General features: G+C 64.8%; 16 protein-coding genes. 4 read left to right on the plus strand and 12 right to left on the minus strand.

Translation table 11 applies throughout. The features are described from left to right. Positions 1 to 231: 231 nt before the first annotated feature. The 4 genes from HAP47_RS27975 to HAP47_RS27990 all read right to left on the minus strand — a co-directional run bounded on the left by HAP47_RS27975 (position 232) and on the right by HAP47_RS27990 (position 6,910). On the minus strand, positions 232 to 1,386 hold the full coding sequence (locus tag HAP47_RS27975; protein WP_173641829.1) for a glycosyltransferase: 1,155 nt from the start codon (positions 1,384 to 1,386) through the stop codon (positions 232 to 234). Then, positions 1,383 to 3,377, minus strand: a complete 1,995-nt coding sequence (locus tag HAP47_RS27980) for a heparinase II/III family protein (protein WP_173641828.1) — start codon at positions 3,375 to 3,377, stop codon at positions 1,383 to 1,385. Before HAP47_RS27980 ends, HAP47_RS27975 begins: the two co-directional genes overlap by 4 nt. Then, positions 3,374 to 5,560 (minus strand): bi-domain-containing oxidoreductase, encoded by a 2,187-nt coding sequence (locus HAP47_RS27985; protein WP_173641827.1) that lies wholly within the window; start codon positions 5,558 to 5,560, stop codon positions 3,374 to 3,376. The genes HAP47_RS27980 and HAP47_RS27985 overlap by 4 nt, the downstream gene beginning before the upstream one ends. 111 nt (positions 5,561 to 5,671) lie before the next feature. After that, the gene (locus tag HAP47_RS27990) at positions 5,672 to 6,910 is read right to left on the minus strand and encodes a glycosyl hydrolase (protein WP_231168436.1); all 1,239 of its coding nucleotides are present in this window, start codon (positions 6,908 to 6,910) and stop codon (positions 5,672 to 5,674) included. 117 nt (positions 6,911 to 7,027) lie between these two features. Here HAP47_RS27990 and HAP47_RS27995 point away from each other — a divergent pair, with 117 nt between their 5' ends. The 3 genes from HAP47_RS27995 to HAP47_RS28005 all read left to right on the plus strand — a co-directional run bounded on the left by HAP47_RS27995 (position 7,028) and on the right by HAP47_RS28005 (position 10,435). Continuing rightward, positions 7,028 to 8,338 carry a glycosyltransferase family 4 protein gene (locus tag HAP47_RS27995; RefSeq protein WP_173641826.1) on the plus strand — a complete coding sequence of 437 codons (1,311 nt, stop codon included), beginning with the start codon at positions 7,028 to 7,030 and terminating at the stop codon, positions 8,336 to 8,338. A gap of 73 nt (positions 8,339 to 8,411) precedes the next feature. After that, on the plus strand, positions 8,412 to 9,722 hold the full coding sequence (locus tag HAP47_RS28000; RefSeq protein ID WP_173641825.1) for a nucleotide sugar dehydrogenase: 1,311 nt from the start codon (positions 8,412 to 8,414) through the stop codon (positions 9,720 to 9,722). An 8-nt stretch (positions 9,723 to 9,730) separates the two neighbouring features. Then, entirely contained in the window at positions 9,731 to 10,435 is a 705-nt protein-coding gene (locus HAP47_RS28005; RefSeq protein WP_173641824.1) for a class I SAM-dependent methyltransferase, read from the plus strand. Positions 10,436 to 10,456: 21 nt separating this feature from the next. Here HAP47_RS28005 and HAP47_RS28010 read toward each other — a convergent pair whose 3' ends face one another. The 8 genes from HAP47_RS28010 to HAP47_RS28045 all read right to left on the minus strand — a co-directional run bounded on the left by HAP47_RS28010 (position 10,457) and on the right by HAP47_RS28045 (position 19,508). Then, the gene (locus HAP47_RS28010) at positions 10,457 to 11,128 is read right to left on the minus strand and encodes a class I SAM-dependent methyltransferase (protein WP_173641823.1); all 672 of its coding nucleotides are present in this window, start codon (positions 11,126 to 11,128) and stop codon (positions 10,457 to 10,459) included. A 186-nt stretch (positions 11,129 to 11,314) separates the two neighbouring features. Continuing rightward, positions 11,315 to 11,941: a class I SAM-dependent methyltransferase gene (locus tag HAP47_RS28015; RefSeq protein ID WP_173641822.1), complete on the minus strand. Its 627-nt coding sequence runs from the start codon at positions 11,939 to 11,941 to the stop codon at positions 11,315 to 11,317. Further along, positions 11,938 to 13,227, minus strand: coding sequence for a polysaccharide transporter (locus tag HAP47_RS28020; RefSeq protein WP_210285346.1), 1,290 nt, complete (start codon positions 13,225 to 13,227; stop codon positions 11,938 to 11,940). Before HAP47_RS28020 ends, HAP47_RS28015 begins: the two co-directional genes overlap by 4 nt. 26 nt (positions 13,228 to 13,253) lie before the next feature. Beyond that, positions 13,254 to 14,546, minus strand: coding sequence for an O-antigen ligase family protein (locus HAP47_RS28025; RefSeq protein WP_173641820.1), 1,293 nt, complete (start codon positions 14,544 to 14,546; stop codon positions 13,254 to 13,256). Then, complete coding sequence (locus tag HAP47_RS28030; RefSeq protein ID WP_173641819.1) at positions 14,543 to 15,658, minus strand: glycosyltransferase family 4 protein; 1,116 nt, start codon at positions 15,656 to 15,658, stop codon at positions 14,543 to 14,545. Before HAP47_RS28030 ends, HAP47_RS28025 begins: the two co-directional genes overlap by 4 nt. A gap of 3 nt (positions 15,659 to 15,661) precedes the next feature. After that, entirely contained in the window at positions 15,662 to 16,420 is a 759-nt protein-coding gene (locus HAP47_RS28035; RefSeq protein WP_173641818.1) for a class I SAM-dependent methyltransferase, read from the minus strand. Positions 16,421 to 16,574: 154 nt separating this feature from the next. Next, a complete protein-coding gene (locus tag HAP47_RS28040) occupies positions 16,575 to 18,848 on the minus strand; it encodes a polysaccharide biosynthesis tyrosine autokinase (protein WP_173641817.1) in 2,274 nt (757 codons plus the stop codon). 264 nt (positions 18,849 to 19,112) lie between these two features. Continuing rightward, complete coding sequence (locus HAP47_RS28045) at positions 19,113 to 19,508, minus strand: hypothetical protein (protein WP_173641816.1); 396 nt, start codon at positions 19,506 to 19,508, stop codon at positions 19,113 to 19,115. Between the two features lie 181 nt (positions 19,509 to 19,689). Here HAP47_RS28045 and HAP47_RS28050 point away from each other — a divergent pair, with 181 nt between their 5' ends. Next, entirely contained in the window at positions 19,690 to 19,953 is a 264-nt protein-coding gene (locus HAP47_RS28050) for a hypothetical protein (protein WP_173641815.1), read from the plus strand. Positions 19,954 to 19,957: the final 4 nt, after the last annotated feature.

Below are 19,957 nucleotides of genomic sequence, written 5' to 3' on the forward strand. Positions count from 1 at the left end.
AACGGCGTTATGCCGGGTTCCGGTTGTAGGCTATGAGCGCCAGGCGGACGAAAACCGAGGAATCGATCGTAGAATCGGGGCAATTCGGCCGCTCGGCCAAAGCTGGAGCGGAGCCCGATCAAGCGCCAGATATAACGAATTAACATTAGATTCGCTGCAACCCGTTAGGGGCAAGAACGTGGAAACAGCGAGACGGAGCCCGATCACGGCCGAAGCAACCGTCTCCGGCGATCATCCAGCGGCGGCGCGCGCGTAGATGGCCTCGAGCAGCCGCAGATTCTCGCCCGGCGCGTAGCGCTCGAGATAGGCGGTCCGTGCAGCCAGCCCCCACGCCGTTGCGAGATCGGGCGCGCCCAGAAGCTCAACAATCCGCCGTCTGAGCCCTGCCGCATCGCCCGGCGGCACCAATGCGCCGGTCTTGCCGGCACTCACCACCTCGGCAAGTCCGCCGATGTCGGATGCGATCACCGGCGTACCCTGTGCGAAGGCCTCGACCACGACCATCGGAAATCCCTCGTACCATAACGACGGCACGACCAACGCCCGGGCACTCGCCATTTCCCGAAGCGCTTCTGCGCGCGAGAGTGCGCCGAGGAACCTGACATTGGCGGACGCCCGAGCTTCGAGCGCAGCGCGCTCCGGTCCTTCACCGACGATCCGCAAGGGCATGCCGGTCCCAGCAACAGCGTCGAGCAACACGCTAACGCCCTTCTCGCGGCTCAGCCGTCCGACATAGAGCAGCCCTGTGCGCGGCATGGCCGGATCGGGTGCACCCGGATCGGTCATGAAGTTCGGCTTCACGTCGATCCGGCCGGCATCGAAGCCTGCCTGCGCGAACAGCGTTCGGGCAAACTGCGTCAGCGCGATCAAGCGCACACCGGGATGGGTCCAGGTGCCGCGGCGCTGGTGCCGCGCGATCATGTAGGCCGAGGCCAGCGAGCCCGGCAGCGACCCGCGGTAGCAGCGATGGGCAACGCCCCAGAGATGCCCGCGGTCCAGGCATTTGTGGCAGATGCGGCCGTCGCGCAGCAGCATGCCGCCGGTGCAGATGCTGCGATAATTGTGCAGCGTCACCACCGCAGGTACGCGCTGTTGCCGGCAGACATCGAACACGGCGGGCGAGAGCAGCGGGAAGAAATTGTGGACGTGGACGATGTCGGGGCGAAAGCGGCCGATTGCCTCCGCCATGGCCCGTCTTCCCTCCGCATTATCGGCGATCGACAGCGTCGTCGCGATCCGCGCGGCAAGCGAATTGATCGCCTCGTTGCTGACCGTGAGCGTCTCGACACTGTGTCCAGCGTCGCGCAACAGGTCGACTTCCGCTTCGAACACGACGTCTTCGCCGCCGCGTCCCTGATACCTGTTGTGAGCGACCAGGATCTTCATGATCGGCGTGCCGGGTCTGAAGACCAGCGCAGCTCCGTCACCAGGCTTTGGCCGGCGGCCAGCGTTCCGGAGCCGATCAGCGTCGTCGCCGGCACCTTGAGGTCGAACGACGGCGAATACCAGCCGGCCGGCACGGTTTCGTCGCCGCGATACACTGTCCAGCTGAGCGCTGCCGGCAGTTCGAGCTCGCCGCGCCCGCCGGGCCATGACAGGCGCGCGTTACGCCCTTCGAGCTTGCATTGGACGTCGGGACCGAGATGCCAGCTAAGGCTCGCCGGCACCGCAAGCCCTTCATCGGCTAGCACAATATCGGTGACGACAAGCCGCGCCGCCAGACGCTGCAATTGCACCGAACGGCGATGCACGAGACGATCTGCTGTGTCCTGATATCCCGAATGCTCCGCGACCCAGCTTGCGTCCGCATCACGATCGTCCAGGCCGCTCGAAGCGATCAGCCGGCTCTGCGCATGCCGCGTCCAGAGAAACGGCCCGCCCGACACCGACTGGTTGCGCCCGAACAGGCAGAGCGTGTTGTGCGCCAGCGTGGAACGGAAATAGGCACGCCATCGCGGATCGCCGTGATAGCAATAGGTGCCGGGGTCGGCGAGGATATCGACCCCGCCGATCCTGCATTCGAGCGACAGCGCATCCGCATGGGCATGCCCCGCAATGCGGCCGAAGCCATGCGGGCCGTGATCGCAGCGGCACCACACCGCTCGGTCGGCATCGACGAGAAAGGTCTGTCCCGCCTCATCCAGCAAATGCGGGCGGCGCGCGGGTCGCGCGGCGATCGCACGCGCCTTGATGCCGTCGGTCAGAAAAAACGTCCGCAGGTCGGGCTCCGGCTGTTTGGGCCACCACGGCAGATCGCCGAACAGGCGCGCGCCGGTGGCGAGCAGGCCGAGCCAGCGATTGCAGGCCGGATCGTCGAGCAGCAGGCCAATGCCCTCGTCGCCATCACCCTGACGGGGTGGATGGGCGCGATCGTCGAGCATCGCGGCAATGACGTCGCTCATGCGGCACATCGTGGCCCAGACCATGTCGCCCAGCTGGTGCCCGGACGCTTCGCCCTGCACCGCCGCGGCCAGCAGCAGTTCGAGGACAAAGCCGTGATAATCGGTCGCGAGCTCACGATTGCTGCCGCAGGCGAAGGTTTGCGCAACAGCTTCGTCTGCCAGCGTCCTGGCGGCATTCTGGCGCCACAGCGCGCTGTCGCGGAAAAAGGGAAACACACAGGCCGCCACGAACTGCCCGGCAGTCTCCGCGATGAGGTGGTTGTTGGCGGAGGAGCCTCGGCTCGGGAACTGCGACAGCCAGTATTGATGCGCGTAGAGCTGCGCCAGGAACTGGTCGTTGTCCTCGAACAGCGCAGGCGCGCCGGGCCAGTTCTGCAGCAGCTGGCGCACCCAGGCCCACGAGATCAACCGCACGCCAAGCTCGATGCCGCTGATCCAGTGCGGGCCGCGCGGGAATGGATTCTCGCGCCACCAGCTTGTGAGATGCGCGGCCACGCGCCTGGCGTAGCGTTCGTCCGAGGTCAGGTAATACGCCGACGCGAGCACCGTGAGATGGTGGTGACGCGACGGCTCCCAGATGTATTTGATGTTCCCGACCGCGGCTTCGTTGCGATAGGGAACCACAAACGCGTACATGTCAGCAGGCGCCCGCTTGCCGCTGCGAACATCGACGAACCAATCCGGCCGTTCGCCCAAAGCACTATGATCTCTGGCGAATACCCGCCAATGTCCGGCGAGAATCCGGTCCGCAGCACGGATCAGTCGCCCGGTGGCCTGCTGTGGAGCGTGCTCCGGCAAAGGCAGCGGCTTCAGCCGCGCCTGGCGCGGGCCCGGGGCAAGCCTGGCGCTGGCGTGTCGTGCGATGTCGGGCGGAGTGATGCGCCAGAGCAGGCGCAGCAGCTGATCGTTCGCCCGTCCCGCAAGCTCGGACGGCTCCATGCGCTGCAGCCTGCGCAGATACCAGGCCGGATTCATCTCACGCCGGTCAAGGCGCGTGCGACGCCCCGCTCTGCTGCGCCGATGGTCAGATCGACCGGCATCCCGGCGGCTGCGCTCTCCTGCACCGCGAGCGTTGCGCGGGTGGTCGCAAGCAGCGATTTGAGCCCGATCGGCATCGCGGCTCCCGATGCGACCGCGGCGATGAAGGCATCCAGCATCAGCCGCTGCCCCTTGTCGAGCCGCGCTTTCTTCGCCGTTCGCTGTCCCGCGTGCCAGACCTCGAAGCTCGCGAAATTGTCGAAGGCGGCAAAGCCGGTGCTTGCCGATATTTCGAGCGCCTCCTTCGGCACACGCGGATCGCCGCCGGTGAGATAGCTGAGGCTCGCAACCGAGCCGTCGGCAAAGTCGAACGTGGCGATGAGATTGTCGACATCCTTGCCCGACACACGCGCGGAGATGCGCACCGGCTCGGCGCCGAGCCACCATGACAATACGTCGATGAAATGGCCGCCTTCGCCGACGAAGCGGCTGCCCTCGCTCTCGGCCTGCAGATACCAGGATGATTTCTCCAGCGGGCCGGCGATGACGCGATATTGCAGGGTCTGCGGCCCGGCCGCCGCGAACGCCGCGCGCATGCGCTGCAGCAGCGGCGAGAAGCGGCGGTTGAAGCCCACCATCAGCCGGCTATTGCCGGTATCGCGGATCACCTGCTCCAATTGATCGAGCGCGTCTGCATCGATCGCCAGCGGCTTTTCGACAAACACCGCCTTGCCGGCAAGCAGCGCCTGCGCCGCGAGATCGGCGTGGGAGGCATGGCGCGTCGCGATCAGCACAGCATCGATGTCGTCGGCCTCGAGCACCGAGGCCGCATCCGTCGAGGCACGCGCGAAGCCGAACTTGCGCACCGCGGTGGCGCCGCTCAGGCCCGTATTGGTGGCGACCTCGACGAGATCGACGCGCGGGTGACTTGCAAGCTGCGGCAACAGCATGCTGGAGGCATAATTGCCCGCGCCGATGACGCCGAGCCGGACCCGGCCGCTGCGCAGCGCAACGGCCGGACGATAGACCATCTGCATCGCGCGAGGAGCGGCGTCCGGATAGGCGAACACCATGCCGAGCCCCACCTCGCCCCGGCTCATGCGCTCGAACGCCGACGTCGCCTGCTCCAGCGGCACCACTTCGGAAATCAGCCCAGAAAAATCGAGCCGCCCGTCGGCGAGCAGCGCGACGATCGCCTCCATGTTGCGTTTTTCGGTCCAGCGCACATGGCCGATCGGATAGTCGATGCCGCCCTCCTCGTAGAGCGGATCGTAGCGGCCGGGGCCATAGGAGCGCGAGAATCGAACGTCGAGCTCCTTGTCGTAGAATTCGTTCCACGGCAGGTTAAGCGTGCATTTGCCGATGTCGACGATGCGGCCGCGGTCGCGCAGCAACGCGGCCGAACGCGACGCGAGATATGGATCGTCGCTGCCAGCGGTGATGAACACGCAATCGACACCGTTGCCTGCGGTCAGCTGGTCGATCCGGGCGCGAAACCCGGCCGCAGCATCATCCGATGCGACCGCGCAGATTGCGGCGCCCGCCGCCTCCGCCTGACGGCAGCGCGGCTCCAGCCTGTCGAGCCCAGCGACCACGACACCGGCGCTGCGCAGCAGGCGCACCATGATCTGCCCGATCAGGCCGAGGCCGATCACGCAGGCGGTCGCACCGAAACCGACTTCCGACTGGCGCATCGCCTGCAGCGCGATCGAGGCGATCGTCGTGAACGCGGCCTGGTCGAGCGCTGCACCGTCCGGCAGCGGCACGCAAAGGTTCATCGGCACCCAATTATATTCAGCATGGGTTGCATATTGATTGCCGCCGCAGCAGACCCGCTGTCCGACGGAGAAGCCGCCGACGCCCTCGCCGACTTCCACGACGGTGCCCGACAGCGAATAACCGAGCGGCGTGTAGGAATCGAGGCGGTTCATCACCTTCTGATAGGTCGCAAGCAATCCCTGCTGGCGGACCGAGCGCACCACCTTGGCAACCTGGTCGGGGCGCGCGCGCGCCTTGCCGAGCAGCGAAAGGCGCCCTTCGGTGAATTTCATCATCTCGGTGCCGGTCGACACCGCCGAAAATGCCGTGCGCACCAAAACCCCGCCGGGGCGGCAGCGCGGCGCCGGCAAGTCGATCAGCTTGAGCTCGCCGCTCTTATAGTTCTGCGCGATCTGCTTCACGGTCGGTTCAATCGCCTCAAGTTAACAGCACCCGTTGTATCGCGCCGCCGCCCGCAACGAAGCCCGGAACATCGTCATAGTTATCTCATCGCAGAGGATTTAACATCGTTATCATTCTAATAACAGGACCGGTTTGGGCGAGATCTCGACCTCACCGTTGGCGACAGCTCCTTCGCCGCCGTCCAGGCCCTGGTAACGGCTAAAACGCGGGTCGACCCGATGTACGGATCGCCCCCTGGTGGTCCAGAGGATCAAGCTGTTGCGGCCATCCGGCATGCGGAGTTCGACGCGCCAGGTCGACGGCGACGTCCGGTCTGCCGCCACGACGCTGGCGCCGACCAGCCATGATTGGACCGTGCGATAGGCAATTCCGCTCGGAAGCAGCCCGCGCGCCCGGTCCCACAATTTGCCGAAGTCACCGCCCCCGCCGGCGTACTCGTACCAATAGAACCGGTCGACACCGCTGATCCATTTCAGGATATAGGCGCGCGCCAGACAGCCATCCGGATTGTCCTCGTGGGACGACCAGCCGGCCTCGGTATCCCAGATCGGCCTTGTGGAGAGATCGTGCGCGGCGAGGATCTGCTTGAAGCGAGCGATGATTCCGATCACCGCTTCGGGTTCGCTCGCATAGCCGTGGAAGGCGAAGACATCGGCATATTGTCCGCCGCCTTGCGCCATGAAGGCCTGTTGCCAGCGATAACCGTCCGGCGTGCCGTTCGACGGCGGCGTCAGCACAGTTAGGGCGGGATCGCTGGCCTTGATGATCTCGTAGGCCCGTTTCTGCATCTGGACCATGGTCGCGATATCGCCCGAGTAATATTTGGGATCCTCGGGCTCGTTCCAGATTTCCCAGTATTTGATGCGGCCGGCGGCGCGCGTAACGGCCGCACGCACCCATTCGTCCCATGATGTGAGATCGGCAGGCGGCGAGCTCGCGCCCGGCGTGAATGCCGGCGGCGCATCCTTCACCGACGCGGCCCAACGCGGCGTGAAGGCGAGATTGAGGACGATCTCGACGTGCTCGCGCTCCGCCGCCGCAAGAATGGCGTCGAAGCGCGCCCAATTGTAGATGCCGGGCGCCGGGTTGATTTGCGCCCAGTAGATCGCGCCCCACAGGCGGACGCCGTCAAATTTGAGCGCCGGCCATGGCTGTGACTGCCCGATCGCATTGATCGTCATGCCGAAAAGCGTCGGCGGGATCACCACGTTCACATGGCTCACATAGAGCACATCGTTTGCCGCTGCACCGGCCCACTGCAGCGGCCATTTGTGAGCCAGCGGCGCCAGCGCACTCAAAACCAGCGCGATCAACGCCCTTTGTGCCCAATCCCTCACTTTACCTGCCATGTCCGTGTCTCGTCGCCGTCACATCCGCGGCGGGATTGCAAAATGCAAGCTGCGTATGTTAATGCCGATGTTAGTCGGATTGTGATGTTGTTAGGTCAATGGTATAGATCATCGCGGATGTCGAGAGCTGAACCATCACCGCGGCGGATCCTGATCATCGTCGAGAACCTTCCGGTTCCTTTCGATCGCAGGGTGTGGTGCGAGGCAACGTCGCTGCGCAAGGCAAGCTATGAAGTTTCGGTGATCTGCCCGAAGGGCCGCGGCCATAACGAATCCTACGAGTGCCTCGACGGCATTCACATTTACCGTCATCCGATGCCGCTGGAAGCGCGCGGGATCGCCGCCTATCTCATCGAATATCCGGTCGCGCTGTTCTGGGAGACGTGGCTTGCGATCAAGGTGGCGTGGAAGCACGGCTTCGACGTGATCCATGGCTGCAATCCGCCCGACCTGATCTTCTTGATCGGCCTGCTGTTCAAGCTCGGCGGCAAGCGCTTCGTGTTCGATCATCACGACGTCAATCCCGAGCTCTACGAAGCAAAATTCGGCCGCAGGGATTTCTTCTGGCATCTGCTGCGGCTGGTCGAATATCTCACCTTCAAGACCGCAAGCATCTCGATCGCGACCAACGAATCCTATCGCGAGATCGCGATCACCCGCGGCCGGATGCCGGCCAACCGGATTTTCGTGGTGCGCTCCGGCCCCAATCTCGACCGGGTACGCTCCCGCCCCGCCGATCCGGCCTGGCGCCGCGGCCGGCGCTACAGTGTCGGCTATGTCGGCGTGATCGGCCAGTCGGAAGGCATCGATCTGCTGCTGCAGTCGATCGGCCACATCGTGCACGATCTCGGCCGTACCGACATCCAGTTCAACATCGCCGGCACCGGGCCGGAGTGGAATGCGGTGGTCAAACTCTGCGAAGAGATGCAGCTCTCCGATTACGTGAATTTCACCGGCGCTATCGCCGACGAGGCGCTGTTCACGATGCTCTCGACCGCGGACGTCTGCGTCAATCCGGATCGCGTCACGCCGATGAACGACATTTCCACCATGAACAAGATCATGGAGTACATGGCGCTCGGACGGCCGATCGTTCAGTTCGAGGTTCGCGAAGGCCGCCGCTCCGCGCTCGACGCCTCGCTCTATGCGGCGAAGAACGACCCGCACGACTTCGCCGGCAAGATCATCACGCTGATCGATAATGCGGCGCTGCGGCGGACAATGGGAGCATTCGGCCGCAGCCGCATCGAGCGCGAATTGTCCTGGACGCATGAGGAGCCGAAGCTGCTCGCCGCCTATGAGGCGTTGTTCGCCAGGAAGCTTCCCTGGCAGAGCCGCGCCCCACGCCCGATCGCCACCGCAGAGCGGTCGACCTCGCAGGCGTCGAGCGTCAACGCCAATGCAGCTGCCGGGCGGGCATCGCGTTGAACGCCCCGCCGCCCCACTCACGCGAAACGCAACGCGGCCACGCGCAGGTCCCCGGATTGTCGAAGGTCGAAGCATGAACGTCAGCATTTTCGGCCTCGGCTATGTCGGAACGGTCTGCGCGGCCTGTTTCACCGAACTCGGCCACCAGATCATCGGGGTCGACAAGAGCATCGCGAAGGTCGACCTGATCCGCGAGGGCCGATCGCCGGTCATCGAGCCCGGCATCTCGGACAAGGTGGCGCACGCGGTTGCAACGGGTCAGTTGACCGCAACCACCGACGCCACCGAAGCGATCGTCAACAGCGACATATCGATGGTCTGCGTCGGCACGCCGTCGTCCGCCAACGGCAACCTCGACCTGACCGCGATCCGACAGGTCGCCATCGAGATCGGCCGCGGGTTGCGCGCGAAGAACGCGCCGCATACCGTGACGATCCGCTCCACCGTGCTGCCCGGCACCACCCGCGACACCGTCGGGCCGCTGATCGAGGAAGCCTCCGGCAACAAGATCGGACGCGATTTCGACCTCGCCTTCAATCCGGAGTTCCTGCGCGAAGGAAGCGCGATCGCCGACTTCAACGCGCCGTCCAAGACCGTGGTCGGCGCCTTCAATCAGGAAACCGCCGACCGCGTCATGGCGCTCTACAAGGATCTGCCGGGCGCCAAGATCACCCCGCCGGTCGAGACCGCCGAACTGGTCAAATATGTCGACAACAGCTGGCATGCGCTGAAGGTCAGCTTTGCCAACGAGATCGGCACCATCGCAAAGACGCTCGGCATCGACGGCCGCGACGTCATGAACATCTTCCTGCAAGACACCCGGCTCAACATCTCGCCGGCCTATCTGCGGCCGGGTTTTGCCTTCGGCGGCTCCTGCCTGCCGAAGGACGTCAAGGCGCTGAAGCACCTCGCGCACAGCCGTGGACTGTCGACGCCGGTGCTCGAAAGCATCCTGCCGAGCAACGACATGATCATGTCGCGCGGCGCCGACTGGATCCTGTCGCATGACGGCCGCCGCATCGCGTTCCTCGGCATCAGCTTCAAGGCCGGCACCGACGATGTCCGCGACAGCCCCTTCGTCGAGCTGGTCAAAAGCTTGCGCGGTGAGCAGCGCGACATCCGGATCTACGACCCAAACGTGCAGCTGTCGCAACTGATCGGCGCCAACCGGGAATTTTTGATGCGCAACCCGGAGCTGGTCGGTTTGCTGCATGACGATGTGACGGCGACAATCGAATGGGCCGACATCATCGTGCTGACGACGGCCGATCCGTGCTTCGTTGCAGCGCTGAAGGCAACCCGGCCCGACCACGTCGTGCTGGAACTGTCGGACATTGGACTGCCTCGAGAGGTGCGCGCCAAAGTGAGCGGCTTCCACTGGTAGGGAACACCATGGCTACCATGGCCCAGACCCGCGACCGACCTGAAATCCGCTTTCACGACGAGATCTCGTCGGAGTGGGAGAGGCTTCATCAGAGCCGCACCTTCAAGGCGCGCACCGCCGCGATGTTCGATCTGCTCGGGAACGCGGACCTCAATGGCCAACGCTGGCTGGATGCAGGTTGCGGCACCGGAACGCTCTCCCGCCTGCTCGCCGCGCGCGGCTGCGACGTCACCGGCGTCGACGCCTCATCGGAGATGATTGCGGCTGCACGCGAGCGCCCCGCCGACCGGCTCACATTCCGGCAGATTCCGACGATCGCAAACCTGCCGTTTGCGGATCGATCCTTCGACGGCGTGCTTTGCGCGAGCGTGCTGGAATATGTCCCCGACGTGGCGCAGTGCCTCGCCCAGATCCATCGCGTGCTCAGGCCCGGCGGACTGCTCCTGGTCTCGATCCCCAACCGCGGATCGCTGCTGCGCCAGGGCTACAAGCTCGCGCACGTGGCTTCGTCGCGCGTGTTGGCGCGGCCGCTGTTCCGCTACCTTGCCTTTTCCAGACTCGACACCACGCCGGCCGTCATGCAGGGCCTGCTGCGACAACATGGTCTCACAATGCTCGGCGTCAGCTTTGGCGGCTCGCCGCTCCCGCCGGCACTCGATCGCCGGCCCGCGGTCGGTACGCTGATCAATATCCTCGCCCGCCGCCACGATTGATGCGGCGGGCAGATGCCTGCCTCACGCCTTGATCGCCATCAGCGACTTGGTCATGCCGAGATATCGCTCGCGATAGATCTTCGCGTCCGGGAATGTCTCCGTCATCTCGCGCCAGTCGAACAGGTGCCAGTCGGGCGCGGTCCGCTTGAACCAGAAGCGGTTGAACCTTTCGATCAGTGCGATTTGCTGTCGCCTCGGCAACAGGACGATGATTCCGGGCAGCCAGGTATGGCTCTCGATCGGAAAGTACCGGTGCGGCGTCTGCACGTAAAACGACTTCGCGACCCGCGAGATCTCGCCGGCAAAGCGATTCTGGTGCTCGCGCGCCATAGTCCGGAATGCCGTGTCGTTCTCGATCGTCACGACGTCCTGCTTGGGCCCGGTAACATGTTCGATCACCGACGAGCAGAAGCAGAAGTCGAATGCCTGATCGTTGAACGGCAGGCGCTCGGTCTCCTGCAGCAGAACGGTCTTGAACCCGAAGCGCTCGCGCGCGGCCTTCAAATCGTCGCCAGAAATGTCGCAGACGGTGATGTCGGTATGGCGCGGCAGAATCGCGCGAATGTGCCGGCCGGTGCCTCCGCCGAGATCGAGGATCTTTGCGTCGAGCGGCAGATTCACGGTGCGGACGAGGAACTCGCCGCGCCGCTTGCGCGCTGCACCGGAAACTCGGGCTTGAATTGCGCCCAGCAATGTCAGTCTCCTGCTACCGGTTGCGTCGGTCTAAAGCGCGATGAGATTAGGTTGAATCGTCATCGCGCATTGGCTCTTTGTTTGAGCATGATCTTTTCGGAAAACCGCTTCGCACTTTTCCGGATCATGCTCTAGCACGACACGCGCAATTGTTCACGCAACGGCATATCGGCTCTCTGCTTCCGCTCACTTGATCGCCTCAAAGAAGATCGACTCGTCCGGCCGGTTGTCGAGCCGGTCGATGTCGGGGCAGATGCCTTCACGGTAGGTCCGGGTGTGAGTCTCGGAACAGCCCGCGTCGCGGAACAGCGCCGCGAGGGAGGCGCGCGTAAAGCCCCAGTGATGCGCGAAGGCGGCCTCCTTGCGGCGCTCGATCTCGAACACGCCCTTGAGGAAGCCCTGCGGTGCCGCCGGATCGTAGAGGGCGACGATCTTTTCCATATCGGGGACGACGATGCGGCATACCCCACCCGGCGCCAGCACCCGCGCGATCTCACGCGCCAGCCGCTCGACCTCGTCGGGAAACAGGTGCTCGAAGACATGCGCGCTGAACACCGCCGAAACGCTGCTATCCGCGAACGGCAATGGCTTGGTCAGGTCCATGTAGCGGAGGCCGGCAAACTTCCCCTGGCGGTGCTCGGCATAGCGGGCGTCGCTCAGCAGGCCGGCGAGATGCAACGCTTTCGCTGCGAGCGGCACCCGCGCGATCCACAGATGCATCGTGATGTCGGTGTTGATCCAGCCCGCGATGCCGCAATTGAAGGCGCCGATATGCAGCCGCTGCAGCGCGCGGCCGGGTGCGTCGTCAGTCATGTCTTCTCCCGCACCGAATTGGTCAGCACAACCACGATCACCGACGCAGCGCTGGAGGCCACCATCGCCACTACCGCTCCCATCACCTGCCAGGCTTCCGCCGCAAGCGGCAGAACGCAGCACAGCGCGACGAGGCCAGCGATCCGGCTCAGCATGAACCGCTGCGGCCTGCCGGTCGCAAACAGCGGCAGTGCGAGGCCGAGCCACACCGCGTCGAGCGCCATCGCGGTCCCCATCAAGGCGATGCTGCCGGTGCCGACCTCGTAACTCTGGCCGTGGATGACAAGCGCGAGCATGCGCTGACCGAGCAGCACGACCGTCGCGCCATAGGCGAGCGCGATCGAGCCGAGCAGCACGGCATTTTCGCGCGCAGCAGCGGCGACCGCACTGCGCCGGCCGGCGCGCAGCTCGGCTGCGATTTCCGGCAGGCGGACCGAGAACATCGTCGCGCAGAACTGGCTGAGCGGTGCAAACGCCAAGAGCAGGATCCGCAGCGACGCGCTCGCGTCCAGCCCGATCAGGAAGCCGCAAACTGGGATCAGCCCGATGCTGCCGATCCAATAGGTGAACGAAGTCGCGACGAACCAGCGGCCGTTCCGAAACAGCCGCCGCAGCGAGCCGCGGAATATGCGGGTCTGCGGCCAGGCCAGGTCGCTGGTGTGAGCGAGCAGCAGGCTGCCGGCGAGCGCCGCCGAGATCGCGATGCACGCCATCGCGGCGGCAGCGCCGGTCAGCTTGAACGCGATCATCAGCCCGGCCGAGACGACGAGCACCGCGCAATAGGTCAGCGACGACACCACCGCGCGCGGCAGCCGCCCATCGAGATAGCAGATGCGGCGGAACATGCTTTGCAGCCGAACCGCAGGGATCGCGAGCCCGGTTGCGATCACGAGCCCGCCGGCGACACTGCCGACCGCACCGATCACGAGGCCGGCAATTACCAGCAGCAGGCCAAGCACCGCCGAGACGAGCAGCGACGACAGATAAAGGCCGAGCCGCAGTTGCGACCACAACGATTTCGGGATGCGATGCGCAGTCGCCGGCAGCCCGTCGTCGAACAAGCCGCGCAGAAACACCGCCTCGATCAGGATCGAGAACGACCAGGCGATGCTGAATTGGCCGAATGAATTGATATCGAGCACATTGGCGAGCACGATCGTCAGCACGAAGGCCGAGCCGCTGAGCAGCGCCTGATCGATCAGGCCGAGCGCGACATTGCCCCCGGCGCGCCGCAGCCGGCCGAGCGCTCCGCGCGCAGCACCGGCGACCCGGCTCTGGGCCGCCATACGATCCAGCCTTTCAGTCAACACACTCACGCCTCACTCACACGCAGTCTGGCAAACGCCCGCCGCGGCGCCATTTGCAGCCTGGCTTCCGGCCCGAAATAGCACCAGAACACCAGCACGCAGCCGAAGTAATTATGCAGCAACTGACTCGAATCGTTGGCTGACGCGATCACGACGAACAGCAGCATCGCGAACGGCGCCAGCCAGTACATTCCGCGCCGCTCGAACGTGAAGACGATGGTGTTCCACAACGCCCGCGCCAGCAGCAGCATATAGAACGCGCCGCCGAGCAGGCCGAACTGGAGGAAGGCATCGAGATAGGAATTCTCGAACGAGCCGAACTCGGTGTTCCATGGCGCCATGCTCGTCAGCTCGTTCACGGGCGAGTTCGGCAGTTCGTTGAAGAACCCGGAGAAGCCGTAGCCCAGCCAGGGGTGTTGCCAGAAGAAATGCGGCCAGACCGCCCAGAGGAACGAGCGGCCGGTCAGGTTTCCGCTGCGGCCGACCAGCCCGTACAACTCGTCGCTCGGCACGGCGAACATGACCAGCGCAACAAAGGCGAGGCCGAGCCAGTAGATCGAGGCGGCTCCCCTGCGCCCAAGCACCACCAGCAGCAGCCCGAAAGTCACGGCGAGTGCCGTCAACATGCTGATCAGCGGTCCTGCCGCGCCGGCCGCGGCGAGCGCAAAAAGATGACACCCCATCAGCAACAGCGACCAGCCGAACTGCCGCCGCGGCCCCGCCAGCATGCGCACGAAACAGATCAGCACCATGAGACCGAAGAAGGCGCCCGCGAGATTCTTGTGGCCGAACACACCGGCATAAGCCTGGGTCCCGAGCACGGTCGGCCGATGCAGCGGGTCGTAGTCCCATTGCGAGCCGATCACCGGAAACAGCAGGACGTGAACGATCAGCACCGCGATTCCGATCCGGAACAGGGTGTCGACGAGCCGATCGACGGGACAGCTGATCACGACCCAGGCCGAGAACAGCGTGGTCAGGAGATACATCGCGAACTTGATCGACGCGCCCGCGGGGTCCGCGCTCAGCGCCAGCGACACCAGCGCGAAAGCAATGAATGTCAGATAGAGATGCGATTGCAGCATCAGCAGGCCGAAGCGCTTCCGATCGACCGCAATGTGCAGCATCAGCAGGATGTAAAGCAGCAGCCACGCGCCGCGGAACAGCGTGGACTCCCCGGCCCGTTCCGCGAACGAGATGCCCTCGATGAAATTGAACAGGAAATAGATGCAGCCGAGCACCATCACCAGATAGGCGTGCAGAAAGACCTCGGTTCGAAACCACCATCTGCCGATCATTGAACGGCTTCCTGCCGGGCCGGCGCCCTCAAGAGATGATCGACCGCGGCCGCAAAGCGCGCCGCGGCGTCGGCAAGTGCATCCTTTCGCACGCTCTGCCGGGCCTGCTGCGACATCGCCTCCCAGCGCGCGGGATGTTCGAGCAAGCCGCGCGCCGCGTCGACCCAGATCTGCTCATCGAGCACGCAAACATGGCCATTAACCTGGTCGCGCACCAACTCGCCGCCCGCCCCCACATGGGGCGACACCAGGCAGGGAACTCCGCACTGCAAGGCCTCGTTGCACACCAGACCCCACGGTTCCAGCAACGAGGGCAGCAGCAACAGCCGCGATTGCAGATAGACCTCCGATACCGCCTGCCACGGCACATAGCTGTCGTGGCTGACATCGATGCCGGCGCCTCCGAGCCGCGCCAGCATGCGCTGCTCGGCAGCGCCGGACCCGACCACGCGAACCCTTAAGCCGGGCAAGACCCGGCCGAGCACGATGGCGGCGTTCTCGAAGAAGATCGCGTTCTTGGCGTCGTCGTTGATGCGGGCGCACCACAGCAGGTGAAATGGACGGTCGTGGAAACCCGGGGCGGTGTCCGGCGGATCCCATGCCGGCACCAGCGGCACCACGAACAGATCGTCGTCGCCGACACCCTCGCCACGAAAATACGCCCTGCCCTTGTCGCTGCAGCACACGACCGCGTCGCACTGGCGCAGCAGCCAAGGCCGCGCCAGGCGGTGATACGCCGTGTTGGGCATCGTCTCGCGCCAGCCGTCGATCGTCAGTGCAAGCGCCCTGCCGTTGGCGCGCGCCCATGCTGCGCCGGCCAGCATCGAGGGATAAAGACCATTGACGAACAGCAGGTCGGGCGCGAGCGCGTTCAAGGCGCGCCCGATCCCGATATTGAGATGGGTGTAACGCGACCGCGACAGCGGGATCGAGACACCGGGCACCGTGCGCGTCGTGTAGCGCGGTGTGAACGATCCCGCCCAGGAGCGATCGGCCTCCTGCGCCGTACAGGACAGCACGGCGAGATTGAGCCCACGGTCAACCAGCTGGTTGTAGAGCCGGTTGGTGTAGGGTGTGATCATGTTGTTGAAGACCACCACGCGCGGCGCCATGGCTTATCGGTCCCGCGGCGGCGGCGCCGCCTCGGCGCGCCGGCAGAGCGCCCCGCAATGATAGGTCGCAAGCCGGGTCGCAAGCTCGGGGCTGACCGACAACAGCGACTTCCGCACAAGGCTCTTGGCAAGCCCCTTGACCCGCGATGAATGAAAGGCGTGCACCGGCAGGCTGTGATCATAGGTACCGAAGCCGACAACATCGAGCCGCGCGGTCTCCAGCACCAGGCGGAACGTGTCCGGCGTGTAGAAATTGATGTGGCCGATGTCGAGCGTCGATTGCAGCGCCCGGCGATTGGTCCGCGCATGCAGCTCGCACGGCACTTCGAGATAGATGAAATTCCGCGCCACCCGGGCAAGCTCGTGCAGGAACGCGCGCGGCTCGGGCACGTGTTCGAGCACGTGGCTGGCACAGACGAGGTCGAACGATCCGTCGGCGAACGGGATCGTTGCACCGTCATAGCTCGACCAGCGGAACGGGGCCGAAGCGGCGCCGTCGGTCTCCAGGTTGGTTGCGGGATCGATGACGTCGATGCCGGTGAAGTCACGGCCGATGCCGATCGCGGACAGCCGCGCCAGCACGGCGCCGGTGCCGCAGCCGACCTCGAGCACATTGCCGACACCGGCGGCGGAAGCACCGAGCAAGCCGGCAATATGATCGGCCTTGTCGACCGCGCAGACGCGGCGCCAGTCGCGCTCCTGCGCCGAATAGACGCCCTCATAATGCGCGTTGTGCTGACCGATGCTGAATTCCATCGTCATGGTCTAGCCATCGCTGCGGGCGGCATTCGGGCAAGCTCGTCGAGGCGGTCGTTCGATCTGCATCGCGTCCCAGGCGACCGACGAGCACGCGATCGCGGCCCGGAAGCCGCGCGCAAGCCAGATGGCGGCACGCCGGGGCATCCCGCCGTGCGTCTCACTCAGTGTAGCCATATCGCCCATAGTGCGAGTTGTAATAGTAGTTCTTGCCGCCATAGCCGCTATAGCGGCTCATCGCGGCGATATCGGCCTTGTTGAGCACGACGCCGAGCAGGTTCTCGTTGACCGCACGCGCGCTGCGCAGCGCCCGCTCGACCACCTGCACCTGGGTCTTGCCCCATTCCACGATGAAGACGAAGGAATCGACGAAGTGCGCGGTGATGCGGACATCGACCACCGGCGTCAGCGGCGGGAAGTCGACGATCACGTAATCATATTGGCTGCGAACGGCATCGATTAAATCCTTCATCTGGTCGGAGGCCAGCACCTCATGCGAATGCGCGATGCGCGACCGTGTGGCGCCCGGCAGGAAGGCAAGACCGGTCTCGGGATCGCGCCACAGCGTGTCTTGCAATGTCGCATTTTTCGACAATACATCGAGAATGCCGCGCTCGGCGTTCGCGGCGACCTTGCGGCTGAGCGAGGGATTGCGCAGGTCGCAATCGATCAGGAGCACGCGGGCCCCGCTCTGGGCGACCAGCTGCGCAAACACGAAGGCCAGCGTCGACTTGCCCTCGTTGGGCAGCGCCGAGGTCAGGCCAAGGATCTTCGACGGCTTGGTGACGTTGAGGTCTGCATTGACCTTGATCGAGCGGATCGCTTCCGAGAACCGCGAGAATGGTGAATCGATCGCAGCCCACAGCACCGGCTCGTCGCCGCGCTGGATCATGCGCGCGGCGACCGGCAGGTTCGGACGACCGGCCACCGGCGCCTTGAGCTGGCTCGGCGAGAGGCGAGGAACGATCGCAACGCAATCGGCATCGAGGATGGTCTCGACCATGTCAGCAGTGCGGAACACCCGGTCATAGAGATCGCGCAACACACCGAGCGCGAGCCCGGCAATCAGGCCGCCGATCGCCGAGAGCGCGAGCACGACGAGGGTCTGCGGGTGGCTCTTGCTGAGCGGACGCGAGGCACGGGTGATCACCCGCGCCTCGCTGACCGGAAACGACTGCTGCTGCACATTTTCCATGTAGCGCTGCAGGAAATTGTCATAGAGCGAGCGATAGGTCTGGGCCGAGCTCTCGAGCTCGCGCAGCGTGACCTGCGCCTGGTTGGTGGACTGCGACTGCGAAACCGAATCGTTCACCGCGCGCTCGATCTCGGTCTGGCGCTGCAGGGCGATCGCATAGTCGCTCTTGTAGCTCTCGGCGAGCCGCTTCAATTCGTCGATGATCGACGACTGGATCTCGCGCATCTGGTTGCGCAGATTGACGGCGGCCAGATGATTGTAGCCGTAGCGCGACGACCAGTCGGCCTCGCGGTTGGCAAGTTCGAGATATTGCGAACGCAGCTTGGTGATGACCTGGTTGTTCAGGGTATCGGCAACCGTCGCATCGGGGACGCCGCCCTTCACCACCGCCTCGATGCGGTCGAGCCTGGCCTTGGCGTCGGTGACCTGCGACTTCACTTGGACCAGCTGGGTGTTGAGCTCGCCGAGCTGCTGCTCGTTGAGCAGCTTGCCGCTGGACGTGACGATGTTGTTGGTCTTCTTGTAGTCGAGCACGGCGCGCTCGGCATTGGATGCCTGGCTGCGCAGCTCCTGGATGCGGTCTTGCAGCCAGACACTGGCGCGGCGGGTCGCCTGATACTTGGAATCGAGCTGTTCGACGATATAGGCGTCGGCAACGGCGTTGGCGATCTGCGCGGCGCGCTCGGGATCGAGCGATCGGAAAGAGACCTCGATCACATAGGTCATGCCGCGGCGGCGGACGTCGAGCTGCTTCTCGAAGGTGCGGACCGCGCGCCGGGTCCGGTAGAACTCGTTGGACGGCGCGCGGCCGGCAAACAGGCCGGACACGAAATCCAGCACCGCTCCCGCCGCGCCGGCCCTGGAGCCGATGAATTCCGGATCCTCGTTGAGCTTGAGGTCGCGGATCACCGCGAGCGCCACGTTCTCCGACTTCAGTATCTCGACCTGGCTCTCGACCGCGGATGAATCGACCGGGACGTCATTCGCCGGCGATTGCTGCTGGGCGCCCTGGAGTTTGCGCGTGTCGATGATCATCGTGGCGAGCGCGGTATAGCTCGGCGCGGCCGTCATCAGGTAGCAGATGCCGCCGAACAGGCAGAGCCCGGCAGTCCCGAGGATGACCCAATACTGCCGCAGCAGATAGGTGACGAAGGCGTCGAAGGTTTCCGCCAGCGACGGCAGTTCGGCCGGACGACTTCTCAGATCGACGGACGGCGAGATCTGGTTGCGCTGAAGCATCTCCGTCCTATCGCCGCGCCGGCAGGATGCATCCTGCCCTCGCGCCCTCCAATGATCCCGGGAAGCGTCCCGCCGCTGACACCGAAGCGCGTTGCTGCAGAGAATTCTCCATTGGCGATCGGAAGCCCGCTCAGGGAGTAACTGTTGAAGGAAGGGTGGTGCCGCTGGGCGCCGCGCGTGCCAACATCCTTAATACCGCCAGGCGCGGAGCGGAAAGACCGCCGGATCGCTCAAATGTGAACACTGATATCCTCCTAACGAATACTAACAGTTCGTTAGCATAGTCAGAGTTATCGCGCCAATTAAAACCCCTGCCCGGCCGCCCCCGGACCGACCCGCGAATTCAACGTTAACTGGCGAACCGGCCGCGATACAGGCATCACTCTCGGTGCGACCGCTGCCGGCCCCCTTGCCGGAGCGGAACGATTGTGACAGGCCCGCCCCGAGCAAAGCCGCGATAACAACCGCGTAGCCGGTGATTTGGAGCGAGAAATCGATCATCGAATGGAGTGCGCCGGCAGCCGACGCGCAGAGCGCCGCGAGCGGCACGATCACATCGCGGCGGCGGGTCCGCACGCCATGCGCGAGCACGCCGAAGGCTGCGAGCGGCGCGATCACGACTGCCCCGGCCATTAACATTCCGCCGTCGGACGCCAGCATTGGGGACCGTCGCCTTGCTTGACGGCCCTCTTGACGGCCCTCTTGGCAGCTCTGGCGTTTTTGCCGCGGAATTGGGCGTTTTCCCTCCCCCATGCGCCGTGCATCACTCCGACGATTTGCGACGACCGGGTTAACCCCGGCTTAGGACCCGGCCGATAATATGCGGGCGCAGGGTTTGGTTATGTTATTTGTTTTGCTTGGCAATTTGATCGGCGGCGCCGTGCTCGGGCTGCGCCAGCACTGTCTGGTGCTGGTGCCGGTGATGCTTGCCGAACTGATGCTGCTGGCCGCCATCGGCGTAGCTCGGCTCTCGTGGTCCGAGACTGCGCTGCTCATGATCACCGCCATGGTATCGCTGCAGGGCGGATATCTCGCGAGCGCCTTCACGCCGTTGCTCCGGTCCCGCACCTCGACGCCGCTCATCGCCGCGCGCCGTCCGCAGTAGCGCG

This window comes from Bradyrhizobium sp. 41S5 (assembly GCF_011516665.3).
GTDB classification, from domain to species: Bacteria; Pseudomonadota; Alphaproteobacteria; order Rhizobiales; family Xanthobacteraceae; genus Bradyrhizobium; species Bradyrhizobium quebecense.